The organism is Mycobacterium sp. RTGN4, assembly GCF_033804635.1.
In the GTDB taxonomy this organism is placed as follows: Bacteria; Actinomycetota; Actinomycetes; order Mycobacteriales; family Mycobacteriaceae; genus Mycobacterium.
On sequence record NZ_JAPZLB010000011.1, the window covers coordinates 144061 to 165167 of the forward strand.

Consider the following 21107-nt stretch of genomic DNA (forward strand, 5'->3'; position numbering starts at 1 on the left):
AAGAAGGGTGACATGACGAAAACAGGGGTGGACGAGACGCTTTCGACCGACGTGCTGGTGATCGGGGGCGGGCCGGCAGGCACGTGGGCCGCCATCAAGGCGGCGCAGGCCGGCGCCGACGTCGTGCTTGCCGACAAGGGCCACACCGGATCCAGCGGAGCGACTGCCTCGGTCGGTACCGGCGTCTGGTATGTCGACGACGTTCCCGAGCTTCGGGAGGCGGCAATGGCCAGCCGCGATGCCCTCGGCGGCCACCTGGCCGAGCGCGACTGGATGACCCGCGTGCTCGACGAAACCCACGCCCGGATGGACGAACTCGCCACGGTGCAGCGCTACCCGTTCCCCGTCGACACCTACGGCAGGCCGGTCCGAAACGACCTGCAAGGGCCCGAGTACATGCGCAGGCAGCGCACCCGGGTCCAACGCCTGGGGGTGCGCATCCTCGATCACACCCCGGCACTTGAGTTGTTGGTCGACGAGGATGAAGTGGTGTCGGGCGCGGTGGCCCTCGACCGCGGTTCGGGACGGACCGTGCGGGTGGAGGCCGGAGCAGTTGTGCTCGCCGCCGGTGGGTGCGCCTTTCAGTCCAAGTCGCTGGGCTGTGACGTGAACACCGGCGACGGCGCGCTCATGGCCGTCGAGGCGGGGGCCATTCTGTCAGGCATGGAGTTCTCCAATTCCTTCGCCATCGCGCCGAAGGGGACCTCGCTGACCAAGACCGCTTACTACTCATGGGCGACGTTCTACCGAGCCGACCGAACGCCCATCGAGGGAGCGGGCAGCGCTCGCGGCCGTACCGTGATCGCCAAGACGCTCTGTGACGAACCGGTTTTCGCGCGCATCGACCGGGCCACCGCGGCCGAGCAGCTTGGCATGCGCAAGGGCCAGCCCAACTTCTTCCTCGTCTTCGACCGGCTGGGCATCGATCCATTCACCGACTTCTTCGAGATCACCCTGGTGGCCGAGGGAACGGTTCGTGGCACGGGCGGGGTCCGCGTGGTGGACTACGACTGCGCCACCGACGTCCCCGGGCTCTATGCCGCGGGTGACACGGCAACCCGTGAACTGATCTGTGGCGGCTTCACCGGCGGCGGCAGCCACAACGCTGCCTGGGCGGCGTCCTCGGGCAGTTGGGCGGGCAAGGCCGCGGCGACCTTTGCGACCAAGCGCGGTCGCCCGGCCGCAGTGCTGCGAGCGGTTGGCGGCGCCGGACTGCGCCCCGCCGGACCCGTCGGACTCGACTACCGGGCGGTGACCGCCGCGGTCCAACGCCACGTGCTGCCGCACCAATACAACTTCCTACGCCACGGCGACCGGCTCAACCCGGCCCTGGAGTCGTTGCACGACATCTGGTCGGCGGTGCGTGCGAGCCTGGGCGCCACCGGTGAAGACACGTTCCGGGCCCGGGAGGCAGCGGCGATGGCTGCCCACAGCCGCTGGATGTATCACGCTGCGCTGCAACGAACCGAGACCCGCGGCATGCACAAGCGCGTCGACCACCCCACGCAGGATGGGGCGCAGCATCATCGGCTGCTGATCGGCGGCCTCGATGAGCTCTGGACCCGGCCCGAGGGCGTCGGGGCCGCGGTCGGGGGGCGGGCGGCATGATCGAAATCGTTGCGGGCGAACGCTGTATCGGCTGCGATCGCTGCATCGAGGTATGTCCGACCCGGGTGTTCGATCGCGGCGTGGATGGCATACCCGTGATCGCGCGCCACGACAGCTGCCAGACCTGTTTTCAATGTGAGGCCTACTGCCCGACCGACGCCTTGTTCGTCGCACCGCTGACGACGCCCGCGGCCGCTGACTCGAGTTACCGCGACACCGCGCACTTGCAGGCCAGTGGAATGCTCGGGGGCTACCGGCGCGAACTGGGTTGGGGCAGCGGGCGAAAGCTGGGCGCGCGCACCGCCGTCGGTCCGGAATACCCGGACTGACAACGACGTCGGCTCAGCGCGGGTTCTGTTCGCCTGCCTCGACGGCGACGGTCAGCCTGTTCTCGGGCGGCGCCACCGGGCACGTCGCGTAGTCGGTGAAGGAACAGGGCAGGTTGGACGCTCGGTTGAAGTCGAGTGTCACCGACCCGCCGTCATCCGGTGCAGAAATCGAAAGTGACCGGGCCCCAGGATATGTCGTCACGCCGCTGGTGGCATCGGTGAACAGCACGTGCAGTTCGCCGGTTTCACGGCCGAAAGTGATCAATTGCCGTGCGGTGCCTTCCAGTTCGAAGTCGATGACGCCGACGGCCTCGTGGTGGTGCTCGAGTCCCTCGACGACCGCTCCCGTCGTGACGGTCTTCGGGGCCTCATACGGTGAGAACGTTCCGGTGACGCGCCACTGCTCACTCGGTGGGTAGGTGGGGATCCCGTGGTACGCCTGCAGGAGCGGCGACTTGGGGTCGTGCACCCGCAATGCGACCGAGCCGGTGCGGCGGATCACCTCGATGCGGCGTGGTCCGTCCTCGACGAATAGCCCTGGTGCACCCTCGATGGGTTCGAGCCGCGCGACGCCGTCGATGCCCTCGACGTAGGTCGCATCGGCGTCCGCGCGCCACCGACCGGGGAGGTCGGCCACCGTCTCGAAGTCTTCGGTGAGCCAGTACAAACCGGTGATGCTCACCCAGCCGAGCGGGTCACCGTAGTACTGCTCGCGTTCACGGTGCCACTGGCTCCACGCGGCGTCGAACGTGACCTCTGCACTAGTGGTCATGATTCACTCACTCCTTCCGTATCAACCTGTCGCACTGGAGTCGGTCGCTTCACGCTGCCTTCGCGTCAGCGGTTCACGAAGCCCGAGGTGACCGCGCAGCGTCGTCGACGTGTACTCAGTCCGGTATACGCCGCGTTCCTGGAGTTCGGGCACCAACCAGTCGACGATCTCGTCGAGCCCGCCGGGCACTAGGTAGGGCGAGATGTTGAAGCCGTCGGTCGCGCCTGCGCGTACCCAGCGCGCGAGCTCGTCGGCAACCTGCCCCGGCGTCCCCACGAACCCCGAACGGGCGGAAGTTTCGATGGCGACCTCACGCAGCGACAGTCCCTTGGCCTCGGCCAGCGCGCGCCATTCCCTGGCGATCGCGATCGGATCCTTACCGTCCCTGGCTGCACCGCGGGTCACCGAGATCGGCGCGGGCACCGGATCATCCTCGGGGAGTGGACCGTCCGGGTCGCGGTCGGAGAGGTCGCGCCCCCAAACCAGGCCGACGAGGGACAGCGCGGTCTGCCCGGTGTACTGACCGTCGAGCACCCAGCGCCGCTTGTCCTCCACCTCAGAAGCGTGCTCGGCCAGCACGATCTGGGTTCCCGGCAGGATCTTGATGTCGTCGGCAGGCCTGCCCGCGGTGACCAACCGGGCGCGAATGTCGTTCGCGAACGCGAGTGCGTCGTCGAAGTGCGTGCCGTGGCGCGAGAAGATGACGTCGGCGTTGGCGGCTGCGAAGTCGCGTCCCGTCGGGGAATCCCCGGCCTGGAAGATGACCGGGTGCCCTTGGGTGCTGCGCGGTAGCGTCGCGTCGAGGGAGATGTCGAACTGCGACGTCGAAAGCGCAAGGTGACGAACGGTATTCGGATCGGCCCAGACCGCGTCGTCGACCGATGTCGCGATGGCGTCGTCGGCCCACGCATCCCAGATGGCGCGTGCGGCGCGGATGAACTGCCCGGCCCGCTCGTACCGCAGGGCGTGCTCGAGATAGCCGCCGCGCCGGAAGTTCTCGCCGGTCCACGCGTTGTCGGTCGTCACGGCGTTCCACCCGGCCCGGCCGCCGGAGAGCACGTCCAAGCCTGCCAGTCGCCGGGCCAGGTCTGCGGGCTCGTTGTAGGTGGTGTTCTGCGTGGCCACCAGACCGATGTGCTCGGTGATGCCGGCCAGCGCCGCCAATTGTGCGATGGCATCGGGGCGTCCGGCGATGTCGAGGTCGAGGATCTTGCCGTCCTGCTCCCGAAGTCGCAGCCCCTCACCGAGGAAGAACGCGTCGAACAATCCACGCTCGGCGGTCGTGACCATGCGACGGAAGGTCTCGAAGTCGATCTGAGATCCGCTGGCTGGGTCGGACCAGATCGTGGTGTGGTTGACGCCCTGGAAGAAGACGCCGAAGTGCACCTGGGCTTCGTTTTCGGATGGTCGGGTTAAATCGGAAGAACTCATCAGATCCTCGCGTAGCGGTTGGCGGGCCGACCCAGGCCGAGGTTGGCCCTTAGCGATGACCCGGGTACCGGTCGATGCGCCACGCCAGACTTGAACAAGGCCGGGAGCACGTAGCGGGCGAGCACGGGCAGGTCCTCGTCGATCACCGTGGGGAACAGTCGCACCCCGTCCGTGTGACCGGCCAGTTCGGTCAGCAGTTCTACGAATCCTTCTGGCGTGCCCACATATTCGAGCCGCCGACCGGCCGGACTGGGACCGTTCAGCGCAGTGAGGCGGTCCACCGCCGACGCGTGCGGAGTGTCGAGCGTGACGGCAAGCTCGATGAAGGTCAGCCCGGGGCTGCTGCGCGCGGTCTCGACCGCCGTTTCACGATCCGGCTTGGTGACCAGGACGACGTCGACCTGGTCGCGATCGGCCTCGCCACCGAACACCACCAATTGGCCCTGAGGCGGCCGTGGGACGATGGCCGGGCCCTTCACCGTGAACGATTTGCCCTCGAAGTCGACGTAGTGCAGCTTGTCTCTGTCCAGGAAGCGGCCGCTCGCGTAGTCGCGAACCACGGCGTCGTCCTCCCACGAATCCCACAGGTCGCGCACCACGGTGATGGAATCCCGCTGCTCACGGTCCAGGTCAGCCCGCTCGGTGAGAGCCGTTCTGCCCCATGCCCTTGCGGCTGCCGGATCGGAAACACGAGCAGCGATCCAGCCACCGCGGCCGCGGGACGAATAGTCCAGGGTGGCCAACTGTGACGACGTGTGGAACGGCTCGGCGTAGGTGGTCTCGACGACCGGAACCAGGCCGATCGTGGACGTCGTCGCCGCGACGAACGACGCTCGGTTGACCGCATCGACGCGACCCGTGATGCCGCTGGGGGGCGGCAGGATCGAATCTTCGAAGGTCGCCAGCGTGAAGCCCGCGTTCTCGGCCGCCCGCACCTTCTGCGTCAGCGTGCGTCCACTCAGCGACTCACTGGGCGGATGGCTCGCGCGGCGCCACGCCGCCGGATGGCTGCCCTCGCCGTCCAATTCGATGCCCAACGCGAAAATGCTCATGACACAACCTCTTTACGACTCGACTGGGCTACCAGTGGTCTGCTCGATATCCGCTCACGAAGCGCGGGGGCGACGTCGGCCTGAAACAGTTCGAGGCTTCGACGCTTCTGGGCCGCCGTCACACCGTCGGCCTCGGCGCTGAGGTGGATCACCTCGTGGCCCAGCTGTTCGTGGTAGCGCCCCACCTTGTCGATCACCTGCTCCGGGCTGCCGATCAGCGCCGAACTACGGCCCACGAAGTCCTCGATCGATTCGAAGACGACCGGAAGTCCTACGCGCCGTTGGAAGGCCAGGCGTGTCTCGAAGGCGCGACGGTACTCGGCAACCGCCTGCTGCGACGTCGCGGCGACGTGGAACCCGGCAGTTCCGGCCCCGACCACGGCGTCCTCGGGTTGGTGACCGTAGAACTCCCACTGCTTCCGGTAGTGACGCACCAGCTCTGCATAGGGCTCGATGGGGTAGGTCACGTTGGCGGAGAAGATCGGGTCACCGAAGCGTGCGGCGAGGTCGACGGAATCCTCACTGGTCGCGCTCCCGTGCCAGATTCGAATGCGATTCTGCAGCGGCCGGGGGAGTGCCTTGGCCTTCACGAGCGACGGGCGGAAGCGCCCGGCCCACGTGACCTCGTCGCTGTCCCACAGCGCGCGAAACAGTTCGTAACCTTCACGATTGCGGTCCCACTGGTCCTCGGTGGTCACGTGGAACAACTCGGCCTGGGCGGCACCGTTGCCCTTGCCGATGATGAGTTCCAGCCGGCCACCGGAGAGGTTGTCGAGCGTCGAGTAGTCCTCGAACGCCCGGACCGGATCGAGCAGGCTCAGCGTCGTCACCGCGGTGAACAATGCGATTGTCGACGTGCGCGCCGCGATGTTGCTCAGCACCACCGGAGGGGAGGACGAGATGAACGGATCCTCGTGCCGCTCGCCCACGGCGAACCCGTCGAAACCGAGTTCCTCGGCCAGCACTGCGCTTTCGACGACTTCGCGCAGTCGGTCGGCCGGACTCTTCTTCACACCCGTCAGCGGATCTGGGTGATGAGTGATCAGCGTCAGCAGCAGGAACTTCATCCCCGCACCTCAACGGCGGCCGCGTCGGTGCTCGTGAACATGCCTTGCATCCTCCATCAGTACCGTTGACGAAACGAACCCCCTGGCTGCGCAATTCATTCCCGCGGTTCAGCAGCCTCGCTGCGCCGCGGCGTGATGATCGGCCGGGCCACCTTTTTGCTCACTGGGATTCGAATCCTGGTCGGGCGGAACTGGCCGCTGGCGGAGGTCGAGCCCGCCTAATCCACGTCGTCGCTGACCGGGCGCACTCGATCGGCGTCGGTAGATTCGAGCCAGTCGTGGGTGTCAGCGTCGCGCCGCCAGCCGAGTGCAGTCGACGGCGAGCGATCGCGCTTGTATGTCGAGACCACATCCAGCTACGGAAGGGGCCCAATGATGGCCACGCCCTTGACGGTGCTCGACCTGGTGCCCATCTCGTCGGGGTCGAGCGCCACCGAAGCGCTACGCAACAGCATCGATCTCGCGCAGCAGGCCGAGCGCCTCGGGTATGCGCGTTACTGGTTCGCCGAGCATCACCTCAATCCAGGGGTCGCAGGCACCTCGCCCGCGGTACTCCTCGCGCTGACCGCCGCCGAAACCTCGACGATCCGGCTCGGTTCGGGCGCGCTCCAAATGGGGCACCGTACGGCGTTGTCATCGGTGGAGGAGTTCGGCCTCCTCGATGCCTTGCATCCCGGCCGTTTCGACCTTGGGCTGGGCCGCTCCGGCGGTAGACCGGTGCCTCCAAATCTGCCTACGCCGAGCGGCCAGGGCGCGCAATCGGCGGCAAATGGCCGTGCGCCCAACGGACTACGGATCCCGGAGCGATTCAATTACGGGGCGCTGTTGAAGTCACCGCGGATCGCGCTGCAGAAGGCGTTGTTGCAGCTGCCCGAGGCCCAATCCCAGGACTACACCGAACAAGTCGGGGACGTGCTGGCGCTGATCGCGGACACCTACCGGTCGGCAAACGGCGAGCGGGCTCATGTCGTGCCAGGTGCGGGAGCCGACCTGCAGATCTGGATCCTCGGCAGCAGCGGCGGCGAAAGCGCGCTCGTCGCCGGGAAGAACGGGCTGCGTTTCGCGGCCAACTACCACGTCGCGCCCGCCGGTGTGCTCGAGGCCGTGGACGGGTATCGCGCGGCGTTCACTCCGTCTGTCGACCTGGCGCGGCCCCACGTGAGTGTCTCAGCGGACGTCGTCGTCGCCGACGACGCGGCCACCGCGCGCGAGCTGGCTACGGGCTATGGATTGTGGGTGCGCAGCATCCGCACCGCTGAAGGGGCGATCCCCTTTCCGACACCGGACGAAGCGCGCACGCACGCGTGGACGGACGCTGACCGTGAACTGGTCGCAGACCGGCTCGAGACGCAGTTCGTCGGAACTCCGACGCAGGTCGCCGACGAGCTCGAGCGGCTGCGTGACGCCACTGCGGCCGATGAGCTGATCATCACCACGATCACCCACGACCACCGCGACCGGGTGCGGTCCTATCGCCTGCTCGCCGAGGAGTGGTCCCGCCGATAGGTGGATCAGCGTGCGTCCGAGGCGATTACGGGGGCGCCCCCGCGCCAGGCGCGGCAATTCGCTCAGCCCGATCCAATGGCTCGCGTGAAAGTGCTCGTCAGGCGAACATCGGATGAGCACCGCCGAGGCAAAGGGGTTCACATGGCGCCGTCCAGCAGAAGTCTGATGTCGAGCGCCCACGTTGACCGGGAGCCACCCGCGGTGTCGGTGGCCGACGGCGGGCGGTGGCAGCAGTCGGCCCGATGCCGAGGGCTTCCGTCCAACGTCTTCTTTCCCGAGGAGCAAGACTCCCGCCGCCAACGCCGCCTACAGGAACAGGCCGCCAAGCAGATCTGTGCGAGTTGCCCAGTCATCGTGGCCTGCCGAGAGCACGCGCTGCGCGCGCCCGAGAAATACGGGGTGTGGGGCGCGCTCACCGCACGGGAGCGGTTCACGCGTTGGTGACCGGTGCACTCACCCGGCGCACCACTTCTGGGCCGTACCGCCCGACATGTGCGAGGTAGTTTTATTCAGCATGAGCTAAAGGTGCTCGGCTAGATGTACATCGCCGGGTCGACGTAGCTGGTCGGGTCCACGCCTTGCTCGCGCTGCTTCTCGGTGCGGGCGCGAACCACCGCGGGGATGCCGGTCGCGATGGAGTTCGCCGGAACGTCCCGGGTCACAACGGCATTCGCGCCGATCGCGGAATCGTCGCCGATGCGCAGCGGCCCAAGCACTTTCGCCCCGGCGCCGATCGTCACCCGATCCCCGATCGTGGGATGACGCTTGCCCTGGTTGAGGCTTCGTCCACCCAGCGTGACCCCGTGATAGACCATCACGTCGTCACCGACCTCGGCGGTCTCCCCGATCACCACCCCCATGCCATGGTCGATGAAGAATCGTCGGCCGATGGTCGCACCAGGGTGGATCTCGATGCCGGTGAGAAACCGGGTGAGCTGCGTGAGGATGCGGGCCACCCCCCGCAGCGCGGGCCTGGCCCACATCCGGTGGGCGAGCCGATAGCTCCAGATCGCGTGCAAGCCCGAGTACACCAGCGCGTTCTCGACGTCGCTGCGCGCGGCGGGGTCGTGACTGCGTGCGTTGTCGAGATCTTCACGCAATGTGGACAGCAACGTCATCGCGTCAATCCCTGATGTGCTCGAAAAGCCCTGTGGAGACGTAACGTTCGCCGAAATCGGGGATGATGACCACGATGAGCTTGCCCGCGTACTCCGGGCGTGCAGCCAATTGCAACGCCGCCCAGACATTGGCACCGGCGGAGATACCGCCCAGGATGCCCTCTTGGGTTGCCAACGAGCGGGCGACGGTGATCGAGTCGTCGTATGCCACGTCGATGATTTCGTCGTAGACCTTGCGGTCGAGCACCTCCGGGACGAAGTTGGCGCCGATCCCCTGGATTTTGTGTGGTCCAGGATCGCCGCCGGTGAGAATCGGAGAGTCCGCTGGCTCGACGCCGACGATGCTGACTCCCGGTTTGCGCGCCTTGAGCAGGCGTCCGACCCCGGTCAAGGTCCCCCCGGTGCCGATGCCGGCAACGAAGACGTCGACGTCGCCGTCGGTGTCGGCCCAGATCTCCTCGGCGGTCGTACGCTCGTGGATCGCGGGATTGGCCGGATTCGCGAATTGATCGGCGGCGACCGCGTTCTCGGTGTCGGCGATGATCTGCTTGGCCGTGGCCACCGCACCTGCCATGCCCTCGGAACCAGGCGTGAGCACGATCTCGGCGCCGAACGCGCGCAACATCACTCGCCGCTCGACGGACATGGTCTCGGGCATCGTCAGAATCACCTTGTATCCGCGGGCGGCACCCACCAGCGCCAATGCGATGCCGGTGTTCCCGCTGGTGGCTTCGACGATGGTTCCGCCCGGTTTGAGCTCACCGGACTGTTCGGCGGCATCGATGATTGCCACCCCGATGCGGTCCTTCACGCTGTTGGCGGGGTTGTAGAACTCGAGCTTTGCCACGACCTGCGCGCCGAGTCCCTCGGTCAGGCGGTTGAGTCGAACGAGCGGAGTACGCCCGACGAGTTCGGTGACATCGCCGTAGATCTTGCCCATCGCTGACCTCTCGTCGTGGCGCCGTCCTGCGCCCGTTCGTCATTCGTCAAGTCACCTTACGGACCTTCGTTCGCGCTTGCCCGAACGTGGTGATTTCCCTCGACCGCCGGGTCACGGGAATTGTTTAGCCTGCTCCGCCTTCGGCGATGCGCCGCACAGCGTTGATGAAGACGTCGATCTCGTCGAAGGTGTTGTAGAACGCGAAGGAGGGTCGCACGGTGGCCTCGAGTCCGAGTCGCCGCAGGATGGGTTGTGCGCAGTGGTGTCCGGCGCGCACGGCGATGCCTTCAGCGTTGAGAGCCTTGCCGACCTCGAGGGGTTCGTGGCCGGCCAGTACGAACGAGAGCACGCTGGCTTTTTCCTGGGCGGTTCCGACCAGGCGGACGCCGTCGATGTCGGCCAGTCGTGGGGTGGCGTACTCGAGCAACGAGTGTTCGTATGCCGAGATGCGTTCGATGCCAACGCGTTCGACGTAGCGCAGCGCTTCGCCCAGTCCGACGGCGTCGGCGATGTTGCCGGTGCCGGCTTCGAACTTGTTGGGTAGGCCCTGATACAGCGAGCGCTCCAGGGTCACGTCGGCGATCATGTTGCCGCCGCCTTGCCATGGCGGTGTCTCGGCCAGTGCTTCCTCGGTGCCGTAGAGCACGCCGATGCCGGTGGGCCCGAATATCTTGTGCCCGGAGAACACGAAGAAGTCCGCGCCAAGGGTTTGCACGTCGATCGGCACGTGCGGAATCGACTGGGCGCCGTCGATGAGCACTTTGGCCCCGTAGCGGTGGCCAAGTTCGACGATCTGCTTGGCCGGGGTCACCGTGCCAAGGGCATTGGAGACCTGGGTGGCCGACACGAGTTTGGTGCGCGGACCGAGCAGGTCCTCGAACTCGCTCATCAGCAGATTGCCTGCGTCGTCGACGGGTGCGACCTTGAGCACCGCGCCAGTGCGCTGCGAAAGTAGCTGCCACGGCACGATATTCGCGTGGTGCTCGAGATGGGTGATGACGATCTCGTCACCGGGTCCGAGGTGCTTGCCACCCCACGCGTAGGCCACCAGGTTGATGGCCTCGGTGGTGCCGCGCACGAAGATGATCTGCTCGCTCTTCGAGGCACCGATGAAGCGCCGCACCGTTTCCCGGGCGTCTTCGTAGGCGTCGGTGGCCCGAGCCGCCAACTCGTGCGCGGCCCGGTGGATGTTGGAGTTCTCGTGGGCGTAGAAGTAGGCCAGTCGGTCGATGACCGCCTGCGGCTTCTGGGTGGTGGCCGCGTTGTCGAACCAGATCAGTGGTTTCCCGTTGACGGTCTCGCTCAGGATCGGGAAGTCCGCGCGCAGCGTCGTGACGTCGAAGACCTCGTGGTCGCCTGCCGGTGCGGGGGGAGTCGTCGGCTGCTCAATCGGCGCCAGGAAGTAGTAGTCCTGCTCCTGGCCCGTCGGTGCAGCCGCGGTTGGCCAGCTGAGTGAGGGGATGGTGGGTACGCCCGATGGCCACCCGGGTGCGGATCCCCGCGGAGCCGGGGGAGCCGAGACCGGTGCCGGGCCGGCCAGCACGCCGGGGATGGTCGGCACCAGTCCGGAGCTGGGTACCGCGAAGGGATCGAGCACGCTGGCCCCGGTGGAACCCGCCGACGTGGGCGCGGTCGGATCCGGGGCATTGCCGCGCGGGGCCACCGGCACGGTCTGGGGCACGTGCGGTTCTGGTCCCGGTGACGTCGGCGCAGGCACGTAGACGTCCGAGCTCGTGAGCAGGGGTGGGGTCGGCGTGTAGGCGGCGTGCGGGACGCCGGTCGCCACGCTGGCCACCGAAGTGGTGTCGGGTGCCGAGCCACGCGGTGCCGGCGGAGCCAGGCCAGGAGGCCCGTCCGGGCCCGGCCGAATGCTCTGCGCGAACAGCTGGCTGGCCAGCGCCGAGAGTTCAGCCGAGCTGATGGGCAGGTCGCCCTCGGCGGCTACCGACCTGTACTCACTTGTACTCATGGAAGTGGTCCACGGCCACGTCCTCGAGCACGGCCAGTGCGTCGTCAGTCAGCACCGCCAGTGACGAGTACAGCGTGACGAGGTACGACGCGATGGCAGAGCGGTTGATGCCGGTGAACCGCACCGACAACCCCGGAGCCTGCTCGCCGACCAGGCCAGGCTGGAACAGCCCCACGACGCCTTGGCGCTCCTCGCCGGTGCGGACCAGGATGAACTTCGTCTTGCCGTCTTCTACCGGCACCTTGTCCGACGGGATGATGGGAATGCCGCGCCACGTGATGAACTGGGCGCCGAAGAGGCTGACCACGACGGGCGGAACACCACGTCGGGTGGCCTCGCGGCCGAACGCCGCGACTCCGAGCGGATGGGTCAGCAGGAAGCCTGGGGTCTTCCAGACCTTGGTGATCAGCGCGTCGAGGTCATCGGGCGTCGGGGGACCGCCGAGGGTCTGAATGGTCTGCTCGGGGGTGACCTGCGACAGCAACCCGTACTCGGGGTTGTTAACCAGTTCGAACTCCTGGCGCTCCTTGATGGTCTCGATGGTCAGCCGCAACTGCTGGGCGACCTGATCGTGCGGACTCGAGTAGAGATCCGAGACCCGCGTGTGCACGTCCAGCAGCGTCGAGATGGACCGCAGCGTGTACTCGCGCGGGCTGGTCTCGTAGTCGACGAACGTCTCGGGCAGGGGATCCTCGGTGCCCGAGCCTTCGTCGGCCCACAGGGCGACCTGATCGGGATTGACCACCCGGTTGACCCGGTAGATACCCGCCTCGACTGGCACCCAGCTCAGCAGGTGAAGCAGAAACCGCGGCGTGATGGTCGATAGCTGCGGAACGGTCTTGGTCGCGTTCGCAAGCTGCCGGGCGGCTGAATCGCCTAGTGCCTGTGACTCGTTCTGGGCCGACGTCATTCTGACCTCCTGGGTCTGAAGAGGGTGTCTTCAATCTCGGTGTAAGAACGGCTGTGAAGAGTCAACGCGATGGCGGTCGACGCCGGACTGCCGTATGCGCCGACCTTATACCACCCGAGAAGAATCTTGACACCCCTTCTGCGCACCGTGATCCGAACCTTTTGCGCGCTCCAGATGGTGGCCGGTCGAACGGGTTTAGTGACACGAACCCACATTTGATTCAGCCGTTTTCAGTCAGTCCTTGACCCTGGAGGCGCGAGGCCACGTTACGTCCTTGCGCCCGATTGAGCAGGGCTAACAACCACGATGAGTGGAACCAGCCGAGGGGGTGTGCGGGGATGGCGTATGGTATGGCCATGCATCGGTCCGCCCAGTCGCCGCGCCTTGGTTTCGCGCGCTGCCTGGCACCGCTGTCGTGTTGTTGTTGTTGATTCTCTGACGCCGCATCTCCTTAGCGTCGATGCGCACCCCGATTGAGGGTGCGCTCGCGCGGCCAGTCTGCAGAAAGTCAACAGTGACCATCCTCAAGACCACCCTTGCCTTGCCCCGTCGCCCCCGTGTGCCGCTCGCCGTCCGCCGCAGGGACCGCGCGGGCGGAACCGAGCTCGCTCGCCTCACCCGGTACCGCGGAGGCACCTACTCGCACACCGTCGACACCATCGTGTTGACCGACGGCACCGCGGTACGCACCGATCTCATCAGGTTGAACCCCAACGTCGAGGCGTATTCGCTTGACTTCAGCGGGATTTCGCCGACGCGACCATCGCACTACCGGGTCGCGACGTGGTCGGCGGTACCGCACTTGCGCACCCGCGCCCACGAGGCGGAGGTCGACTGGATCCTGCGCAACTCCTTTCCCACCGTCGGCACCACGGAGCTCAGTAAGCGGCTTCGTGATGCGGGCTATCCGCTCAAGTCGGCGAACGTGGCCGAGCACGAGGCGATCGCAGCGACTCAGGCCGCAATCTGGTTCTTCACCAACGACCTTCAGCTGGACGACCGGGCGCGCAACGAACCCGTGTCGACCGTGCGTGGGGCCGGATCCATCTCGTTCGAATTCGATGGTGTTCCGCAGCTCGGAGGGTTCACCGTCGACGTCGAATCCGACTCGGTCGGCGCGCTGGTGCTGCAGAAGTCGTCGGACGGGGTGAATTGGCGCGACGTGGCCGGCTCGGGGCTACAGGTGGCCGGTCCTGGTCGCTACCGCAAGGTGCTCGGCCTGGGGAGCACCATGTCGCAGAACCGGCCGGGGCGTCGTGGGCTCGGCTACCGGTACTACCGGCTCGTTGTCGTCGGCGGCACGGCTGACGGCGTTGCGTTGGGCGACGTGCGGTTCTGGCTGGAGGGGTCGGGGCATTTCGGCAACCCGGACCGCATCGTCCACCTCTATCGTTATCTACTCGCCGGTGCGCAGCGGGCTCGTCACCAGACCGCGGCACCGGAACTGTCTGCGGTGCACGCCGACGTCGACGGGGAGCACGTCGGACCGTTCCGCTTGCACACCGATCATGTTGTGGCACTGTCGGTCTCGGAGGGCGCCGTGGTCGACGCCGATGGTGTGGAAATGCTCACCTGCGAACCGGGTGGCGAGTTCTACGTACGGCCGCGGCCCGGCGAGCGGTCCGTCACCGTGACGGCCACGGTCGACGGGGCGGGTGGGCGCGTGGTGACCGGTGTGGCGCGCGACGACGTGAACAACCGACTCACCCCCGTCGCCCTGGCCATGCGCGCGCCCATCGCCGTCGACTTCCAGCTGCGTTGGCATCACGGCCACGGCGTAGCGGCATCGGCCGAGTCGATGCTCGAGTCGCTCGGCGGCTGAACCGATTCCCCGGTCGCTCCGCTCTGCCCGCCGAGCGCTACATCGGCGCGTTGGCAGGCTGGAAGACTCCTGCGCCGTCGGACTCCTCCTCGGCGCGGATGACGTGTACCACGGCGTTGATCATGGCCAGGTGGGTGAACGCCTGCGGGAAGTTCCCGAGGTGACGGCCGGTCCGCGGTTCGATCTCCTCGGCGTACAGATGCAGCGGACTGGCGAATGACAACAGCCGCTCGCACAGGTGCTTTGCCCGGCTGATTTCGCCGATCTCCACCAGCGCCGACACCAGCCAGAACGAACAGATGGTGAAGCTGCCCTCTTCGCCGGCGAGGCCGTCGTCGGTCTCGCCGGTCCGGTAGCGCAGCACCAGGCCGTCTTCGGTCAACTCGTCGGCGATGGCGAGCACGGTGGCCCGGACCCGCGGGTCGTCGGACGGCAGGAACCTGGTCAGCACCACGAGTAGTAACGAGGCGTCCAGCGCGTCGTCGCCGTACCGCTGGGTCAAGACTCCGCGGGAGTCGACACCGTTGGCCAGGATGTCGGCCTTGATCTCCTCGGCGATGACCTTCCACTGCTGTGAGTAGCTCTTCTCGCCTTGAAGCTCGGCAAGTTTCGAGCCGCGATCCAGCGCAACCCAACACATCACCTTGCTCGACGTGAAGTGCTGCGGCTCGCCGCGGACCTCCCAGATGCCGCGGTCGGGCTCGCGCCAGTGTTTGATCGCCTCTTCGACCTGACGCTTGAGCACCGGCCACAGCGCCTCGGGGATCTGCTCGCGCGACTTCGCGTGCAGATACACCGAATCGAGCATGGTGCCCCAGATGTCGTTCTGCATCTGATCGAACGCGCCGTTTCCGATCCGGACCGGGCGGGCGTTGTCGTAGCCCGACAGATGGTTGAGCTCCTCTTCGACCAGACTGCGCTCGCCGCCGACGCCGTACATCACCTGCAGCGGGTGCTTCTCACCGTTGTTGGCTCCGGACACGTCGGCGATGAACGAGAAGAAGTCGTCGGCCTCGCGGTCCAGTCCAAGGGTGTACAGCCCCCACAGCGCGAACGTCGAGTCACGCACCCAGGCATATCGATAGTCCCAATTGCGTTCGCCCTGAGGGGTTTCCGGCAGTGACGTGGTGCTCGCCGCCAGCAGAGCGCCGGTGGGGGAATAGGTCAAGCCCTTCAGCGTCAGAGCGCTGCGCTGCAGATAGGCGCGCCACGGGTGATCGGGGAAGTCGCCGATGTTGATCCACTGTCGCCAGGCCTCGCTGGTCCGCCACATCTTGTCGGCGGCTTCCTCGAAGGTCTGTGGCGCCGGATGTCCCGACCAACTCAGCGCGACGAACACGTTGTCGCCTTCGTTGAGTCGGGTGCGGGCCCTGGCTTCGCGGCCCTCGAGGCCGATGCGCAGGTTGGTGGTCAGGCGCAGCGTCGGGTGGGCCTCCGAGTCCTTGCTGGCCCGCGCGATCGCCTCGCCGTATGCGGCCGCCGAGTACTCCCACGTCGCGCTCTGCCGGTGATAGTCGAAGGACGGCTCGCAACTCATCGCCACCTCGACCACACCGCTGACGCACCGCACCGTGCGCAGCAGGATGTGCTCGGCATCCCAGTCCATTGGGGTGCGCCGATGGGTGCGCGAGCGGCTTTCGATGTCGTGCCAGGGCCCCATCACCAGGGCGTCGCGCACGATCAACCAACCGGTGTGGGTCTGCCACGTCGTCTCGAGGATGAGACTGCCGGGCAGATACCGCCGGGCCGCGGGCACCGACACGCCGTATGGGCCAAGCCGGAAGTGCCCGGCGCCGCGATCGAGGATGGCACCGAACACGCTCGGCGAGTCGGGCCGTGGCACGCACAGCCATTCGACGGAGCCCGCCGACGAAATCAGGCAGGTGTTCTCGCAGTCGGACAGAAACGCATAGTCAGCGATGGGCGGGAACGGATTGCGCAGCGCCCCGCCCGATACGTAGGGCACCGGCTCCGTCACCGAGAACGGCGCTGAAGGCTGGCGGTCGGTGCCGCCGGCATCGTCGGTGGGTTCAGCCTGCTGCAGGACCATTCGCTCATCATCAACCGCCGGAGCGCTCGCCGTCCACTCATCCGGTTTCGGCGCGCCGCCGGTGCATCCGAATCGTGTCCACGGGCCTGCCACCTGCATGAAACCGGCCACGCGCGGAACCCATGCGCGCGAGCCCTAGGGTGGACGGAATGAGCGGCATCCTCAACTGGTGGGACGGAGTAGAGCTCTGGCTGTCCGGCCTGGGTTTCGTCGCACAGACGGTGATCGTGATGCCCGTCGTGCTCGCGCTGGCCTACGGGATCGCGGTGGTGTTGGACGGCGCACTGGGCAACGGCATTCGCGTACTGCACCGGATGCGGCATCAAGACGAGGATCAACTATGAGTGGCCTACCCCGGTCGCGGGTGACGTTGGTGCTGGTCACGCTGGTGGTGTTGGTCATCGTCATGTGGCTCATCACACGTTGATCCAGTGTCAATTTCTTCTGCTACGCTTCCCGCCATGCAAGCAGCGTCCGGCACCACTGAGGGCCACACCTTGGCCCTCATTGCCGTGGGTAGTTGCGCTGTTGCAGACGTCCACTGTTGTCGCTGACCCCTAACCGTCCACGGTTTGGTGTCGGTAATGGCTGCGCACGCATTCCTTGCTGATTTCAACTCCTTGCCGTTGTGACGGACCCGTCTCTCGTCTGTCTCCCGCAAGGAAAGGCCCTCAATGTCCAACAACATCAAGTCCCGCTGGTTGCCCGCCGCGGCCGTCGCCGTCACGGCCACGCTGCTGGCGGCCTGCGGTGGTGGCTCCAGTGACACCGCCGGTGGGGGCGCGGGCGGCGACGCTGCCACGACGCTGACCGTGGTCGCATACGCAGTGCCGCAGCCGGGTTGGGACAAGATCATCCCGGCTTTTGCCGCCACCCCGGAAGGCAAGGGCGTCGCCGTGACGGCCTCGTACGGCGCGTCGGGTGACCAGTCGCGTGGCGTCGTCGACGGCAAGCCGGCCGACCTGGTGAACTTCTCCGTCGAACCGGACGTCACCCGCCTGGTCAAAGCGGACAAGGTCGCCAAGGACTGGAACGGCGACGCCACCAAGGGCATCCCGTTCGGTTCGGTGGTCAGTCTTGTTGTGCGCAAGGGCAATCCGAAGAACATCAAGGACTGGGACGACCTGCTTCAGCCCGGCCTCGAGGTCGTCACTCCGAACCCGCTGAGTTCGGGTTCGGCCAAGTGGAACCTGTTGGCGCCGTACGCCGCCAAGAGCAACGGCGGCCAGGACCCCGCGGCCGGTCTGGACTTCATCAACAAGTTGGTCACCGAGCACGTCAAGACCCGGCCCGCTTCCGGCAAGGACGCCACCACCGTGTTCCTGCAGGGCAGTGGCGACGTCCTGATCAGCTACGAGAACGAGGCGATCAACACCGAACGGCAGGGCAATCCGGTCGAGCACATCAACCCGCCGCAGACGTTCAAGATCGAAAACCCCGTTGCCGTGGTGACCAGCAGTGCGCACCTCGAGCAGGCCAATGCGCTGAAGAACTTCCTCTACACGCCGGCCGGCCAGAAGCTGTGGGCCGAAGCGGGCTTCCGTCCTGTCGATCCCGCAGTGGCGGCTGATTTCGCGAAGGACTTCCCGACCCCGCAGAAGCTGTGGACCATCGACAACCTCGGCGGATGGAGCGCCGTAGATCCTGCGCTGTTCGACAAGGACAATGGTTCGATCACGAAGATCTACAAGGCGGCCACTGGATGACAGCTGTCATCGACCCGAATCCGGAAGCCTCCCGTCCCGGCTCTGACGACGTCAGGCCGGGGCGGCGCGGCATCCTGAGGGGCAACCGTTACGGCAGCACCTCGCTGCGGGTCGGCGTCGCGTCCATCTGGCTGAGCGTCATCGTGCTGTTGCCGCTGGCCGCGATCCTGTGGCAATCCGCAGGCGGGGGATGGGACGCCTTCTTCTCCGCGGTGACGTCGCGCAGCGCGGTCGAGTCGTTCAAGGTCACGCTGACCATTTCGCTCGGCGTAGCAATAGTGAACCTCTTCTTCGGGCTGCTGGTCGCGTGGGTGCTGACCCGTGACGACTTTCCCGGCAAGCGACTCGTCGACGCCGTCATCGACCTGCCGTTCGCGTTGCCTACCATCGTGGCGAGCCTGGTCATGTTGGCCTTGTACGGACCCAACAGCCCCGTCGGCATTCACGTTCAGCACACGAAGTGGGGCGTAGGCATCGCGCTGCTCTTCGTGACGCTGCCGTTCGTGGTGCGTTCGGTGCAGCCCGTGCTGCTCGAACTCGATCGCGAGACCGAGGAGGCGGCGGCGTCGCTTGGCGCCAACAACTGGACGATCTTCAAGACCGTGATCCTGCCCGCGCTGCTGCCGTCATTGTTGTCCGGCGCGGGGCTGGCGTTCTCCAGGGCCATCGGCGAGTACGGCTCGGTGGTGTTGATCGGCGGTGCGATCCCGGGCAAGACCGAGGTCGCATCACAGGCCATCCGGAATGCGATCGAAACCGACGACCGTACCGGCGCAGCCGCCATCTCCATTGTGCTGCTGATCTTTTCGTTTGTCGTGCTGTTCGTGCTGCGTTTCGTGGGATCGCGGGCGGCGAAGCGCGAGGAGCTTGCCCGATGACGGTGTCACCGTTCTTCAAGTACCTGTTCCGCTACGTGGCGCTGGCCTATCTGCTGGTGCTGCTGATCGTGCCGGTTGGCCTCATTCTGTGGCGTACGTTCGAGCCTGGCGTCGGGGCGTTCTTTGCGTCGATCTCCACGCCTGCTGCGGTGTCGGCGCTGCAACTCTCGTTGTTGATCGTGGCGATCGTGGTGCCACTCAACGTGCTCTTCGGCGTGCCGACCGCGCTTGTGTTGGCGCGCAACAAGTTCCGTGGAAAGAGCGCCCTTCAGGCCGTCATCGACCTGCCGTTTGCGGTGTCGCCCGTGGTCGTCGGCGTCTCGCTCATCTTGCTGTGGGGTTCGGCGGGTGCGTTGGGATTCTTCGAGAATGACTTGGGAATCAAGATCATCTACGCCTTCCCGGGGTTGGTGCTCGCGAGCATCTTCGTGACCGTGCCGTTCGTCATCCGTGAGGTCGAGCCGGTGCTCCACGAGCTCGGCACCGACCAGGAGGAGGCCGCCGCCACGCTGGGATCGCAGTGGTGGCAGACGTTCTGGCGCATCACCTTGCCGTCGATTCGCTGGGGTTTGACCTACGGCATCGTGCTCACGGTCGCCCGCACGCTCGGCGAATATGGCGCCGTGATCATGGTGTCCTCCAACCTGCCAGGAAAGTCGCAGACGCTGACGCTGCTCGTCTCGGGTCGCTACGACCAGGGCAACGAGTACGGCGCCTACGCCGTCTCCACCCTGCTGATGGGTGTCGCCGTCCTGGTGCTCATCGTGCAGGTGGTGCTCGACGCCCGTCGTGCGAAAGCAGTGAAATGAGCTTTGACATGAATGAAGAAGGTGGTCGAGATGACTTCTGATGAACATGTGCCCGTTAACAATCCGGTGAATGCCATCACCGTGGCGGGCGCGAACAAGCGCTACGGCGATTTCGTCGCGCTCGACAACATCGACTTCGTCGTGCCGGAGGGTTCGCTCACCGCGCTGCTCGGTCCCAGTGGCTCCGGCAAGTCGACGCTGCTGCGTGCGATCGCCGGCCTCGACGTGCCCGACAGCGGGACCGTCACGATCAACGGCAGTGACGTCACCCACGTGCCGCCGCAGCGGCGCGGCATCGGCTTCGTTTTCCAGCACTATGCGGCGTTCAAGCATCTGACGGTGTGGGACAACGTTGCGTTCGGCCTGAAGATTCGCAAACGCCCCAAGTCCGAGGTGAAGGAGAAGGTCGACAACCTCCTCGAAGTGGTCGGCCTGGCCGGGTTCCACACGCGCTACCCGAGCCAGTTGTCGGGCGGTCAGCGTCAGCGCATGGCGCTGGCCCGCGCGCTCGCCGTCGACCCGAAGGTGCTGCTGCTCGACGAGCCTTTCGGCGCGCTCGACGCGAAGGTGCGCGAGGACTTGCGCGCCTGGCTGCGCAAGCTGCACGACGAGGTGCACGTGACCACCGTGCTGGTGACCCACGACCAGCAGGAAGCACTCGACGTCGCCGACCGGATCGCGGTCCTCAACAAGGGCCGCATCGAGCAGGTCGGGTCGCCCACCGAGGTGTACGACACCCCAGCGAATGCGTTCGTCATGTCGTTCCTTGGGGCGGTCTCGGTGTTGAACGGCGCACTAGTGCGTCCGCACGACATCCGGGTCGGCCGTAACCCCGACCTCGCCATCGCTTCCGACGACGGAACCAGCGAAACCACCGGAGTCGTGAAGGCGACGATCGACCGGGTTGCGGTGTTGGGCTTCGAAGTTCGCGTCGAGCTCACCAGCGCGCTCACCAACACGCCGTTCATCGCGCAGATCACGCGCGGTGACCTCGAGGCGCTTGGGCTCAAGGACGGCGACACCGTCTACGTACGGGCCACCCGAGTTCCCGCCATCGTGGGCAGCCTCGAGCTGCCGCCGTCGGCCGAAGAGGCGGATGCCGCCAATGCCGAGGCGCTGACCAAGGCCTGACGCAGTCGG

Annotated in this window: 20 protein-coding genes; 11 read left to right on the top strand and 9 right to left on the bottom strand. The window is 66.4% G+C overall.

Annotation, left to right across the window (positions count from 1 at the left end; genetic code table 11):
* Positions 1-12: 12 nt before the first annotated feature.
* Positions 13-1608: an FAD-binding protein gene (locus SLQ30_RS23140; RefSeq protein ID WP_319449085.1), complete on the top strand. Its 1596-nt coding sequence runs from the start codon at positions 13-15 to the stop codon at positions 1606-1608.
* Positions 1605-1937, top strand: a complete 333-nt coding sequence (locus SLQ30_RS23145) for a ferredoxin family protein (protein ID WP_319449086.1) — start codon at positions 1605-1607, stop codon at positions 1935-1937. Before SLQ30_RS23140 ends, SLQ30_RS23145 begins: the two co-directional genes overlap by 4 nt.
* A gap of 13 nt (positions 1938-1950) precedes the next feature.
* On the opposite strand, the gene SLQ30_RS23150 is transcribed toward SLQ30_RS23145, so the two are convergent.
* Genes SLQ30_RS23150 through SLQ30_RS23165 form a run of 4 tightly spaced genes read right to left on the bottom strand, consistent with a single transcriptional unit; the run spans position 1951 to position 6259 of the window.
* Positions 1951-2712 (bottom strand): DUF1684 domain-containing protein, encoded by a 762-nt coding sequence (locus tag SLQ30_RS23150; RefSeq protein ID WP_319449163.1) that lies wholly within the window; start codon positions 2710-2712, stop codon positions 1951-1953.
* 18 nt (positions 2713-2730) lie between these two features.
* On the bottom strand, positions 2731-4140 hold the full coding sequence (locus tag SLQ30_RS23155; protein WP_319449087.1) for an NtaA/DmoA family FMN-dependent monooxygenase: 1410 nt from the start codon (positions 4138-4140) through the stop codon (positions 2731-2733).
* Positions 4140-5192: an LLM class flavin-dependent oxidoreductase gene (locus tag SLQ30_RS23160; protein WP_319449088.1), complete on the bottom strand. Its 1053-nt coding sequence runs from the start codon at positions 5190-5192 to the stop codon at positions 4140-4142. Before SLQ30_RS23160 ends, SLQ30_RS23155 begins: the two co-directional genes overlap by 1 nt.
* A complete protein-coding gene (locus tag SLQ30_RS23165) occupies positions 5189-6259 on the bottom strand; it encodes an LLM class flavin-dependent oxidoreductase (RefSeq protein ID WP_319449089.1) in 1071 nt (356 codons plus the stop codon). The genes SLQ30_RS23160 and SLQ30_RS23165 overlap by 4 nt, the downstream gene beginning before the upstream one ends.
* 375 nt (positions 6260-6634) lie before the next feature.
* On the opposite strand from SLQ30_RS23165, the gene SLQ30_RS23170 reads away from it, so the two are divergent.
* Together SLQ30_RS23170 and SLQ30_RS23175 are read left to right on the top strand one after the other, a co-directional pair.
* Positions 6635-7765, top strand: a complete 1131-nt coding sequence (locus SLQ30_RS23170; protein ID WP_319449090.1) for an LLM class flavin-dependent oxidoreductase — start codon at positions 6635-6637, stop codon at positions 7763-7765.
* 141 nt (positions 7766-7906) lie between these two features.
* A complete protein-coding gene (locus tag SLQ30_RS23175; protein WP_319449091.1) occupies positions 7907-8209 on the top strand; it encodes a WhiB family transcriptional regulator in 303 nt (100 codons plus the stop codon).
* 89 nt (positions 8210-8298) lie between these two features.
* On the opposite strand, the gene epsC is transcribed toward SLQ30_RS23175, so the two are convergent.
* The 4 genes from epsC to SLQ30_RS23195 all read right to left on the bottom strand — a co-directional run bounded on the left by epsC (position 8299) and on the right by SLQ30_RS23195 (position 12702).
* Positions 8299-8883 (bottom strand): serine O-acetyltransferase EpsC, encoded by a 585-nt coding sequence (gene epsC, locus SLQ30_RS23180; RefSeq protein WP_319449092.1) that lies wholly within the window; start codon positions 8881-8883, stop codon positions 8299-8301.
* A 4-nt stretch (positions 8884-8887) separates the two neighbouring features.
* On the bottom strand, positions 8888-9823 hold the full coding sequence (gene cysK / locus SLQ30_RS23185; RefSeq protein ID WP_319449093.1) for a cysteine synthase A: 936 nt from the start codon (positions 9821-9823) through the stop codon (positions 8888-8890).
* Positions 9824-9947: 124 nt separating this feature from the next.
* On the bottom strand, positions 9948-11792 hold the full coding sequence (locus tag SLQ30_RS23190; protein WP_319449094.1) for a family 2A encapsulin nanocompartment cargo protein cysteine desulfurase: 1845 nt from the start codon (positions 11790-11792) through the stop codon (positions 9948-9950).
* The gene (locus SLQ30_RS23195; protein ID WP_319449095.1) at positions 11779-12702 is read right to left on the bottom strand and encodes a family 2A encapsulin nanocompartment shell protein; all 924 of its coding nucleotides are present in this window, start codon (positions 12700-12702) and stop codon (positions 11779-11781) included. Before SLQ30_RS23195 ends, SLQ30_RS23190 begins: the two co-directional genes overlap by 14 nt.
* A 514-nt stretch (positions 12703-13216) precedes the next feature.
* Here SLQ30_RS23195 and SLQ30_RS23200 point away from each other — a divergent pair.
* Positions 13217-14524 (top strand): thioester domain-containing protein, encoded by a 1308-nt coding sequence (locus SLQ30_RS23200; RefSeq protein WP_319449096.1) that lies wholly within the window; start codon positions 13217-13219, stop codon positions 14522-14524.
* Positions 14525-14561: 37 nt separating this feature from the next.
* Here SLQ30_RS23200 and SLQ30_RS23205 read toward each other — a convergent pair whose 3' ends face one another.
* Entirely contained in the window at positions 14562-16574 is a 2013-nt protein-coding gene (locus SLQ30_RS23205; RefSeq protein WP_319449097.1) for a glycoside hydrolase family 15 protein, read from the bottom strand.
* A 149-nt stretch (positions 16575-16723) separates the two neighbouring features.
* Between SLQ30_RS23205 and SLQ30_RS23210 the strand changes: the two genes are divergently transcribed.
* The 6 genes from SLQ30_RS23210 (at position 16724) to SLQ30_RS23230 (ending at position 21098) form a co-directional block, all read left to right on the top strand.
* Positions 16724-16918 (top strand): hypothetical protein, encoded by a 195-nt coding sequence (locus tag SLQ30_RS23210; RefSeq protein ID WP_319449098.1) that lies wholly within the window; start codon positions 16724-16726, stop codon positions 16916-16918.
* A gap of 117 nt (positions 16919-17035) precedes the next feature.
* A complete protein-coding gene (locus tag SLQ30_RS33165) occupies positions 17036-17128 on the top strand; it encodes an Ms4533A family Cys-rich leader peptide (protein ID WP_413468136.1) in 93 nt (30 codons plus the stop codon).
* A gap of 120 nt (positions 17129-17248) precedes the next feature.
* Complete coding sequence (locus SLQ30_RS23215) at positions 17249-18280, top strand: sulfate ABC transporter substrate-binding protein (protein WP_319449099.1); 1032 nt, start codon at positions 17249-17251, stop codon at positions 18278-18280.
* Positions 18277-19158 (top strand): sulfate ABC transporter permease subunit CysT, encoded by an 882-nt coding sequence (cysT, locus tag SLQ30_RS23220; RefSeq protein ID WP_319449100.1) that lies wholly within the window; start codon positions 18277-18279, stop codon positions 19156-19158. The genes SLQ30_RS23215 and cysT overlap by 4 nt, the downstream gene beginning before the upstream one ends.
* On the top strand, positions 19155-19967 hold the full coding sequence (gene cysW / locus SLQ30_RS23225; RefSeq protein WP_319449101.1) for a sulfate ABC transporter permease subunit CysW: 813 nt from the start codon (positions 19155-19157) through the stop codon (positions 19965-19967). Before cysT ends, cysW begins: the two co-directional genes overlap by 4 nt.
* Before the next feature lie 30 nt (positions 19968-19997).
* Positions 19998-21098: a sulfate/molybdate ABC transporter ATP-binding protein gene (locus tag SLQ30_RS23230; protein ID WP_319449102.1), complete on the top strand. Its 1101-nt coding sequence runs from the start codon at positions 19998-20000 to the stop codon at positions 21096-21098.
* Positions 21099-21107: the final 9 nt, after the last annotated feature.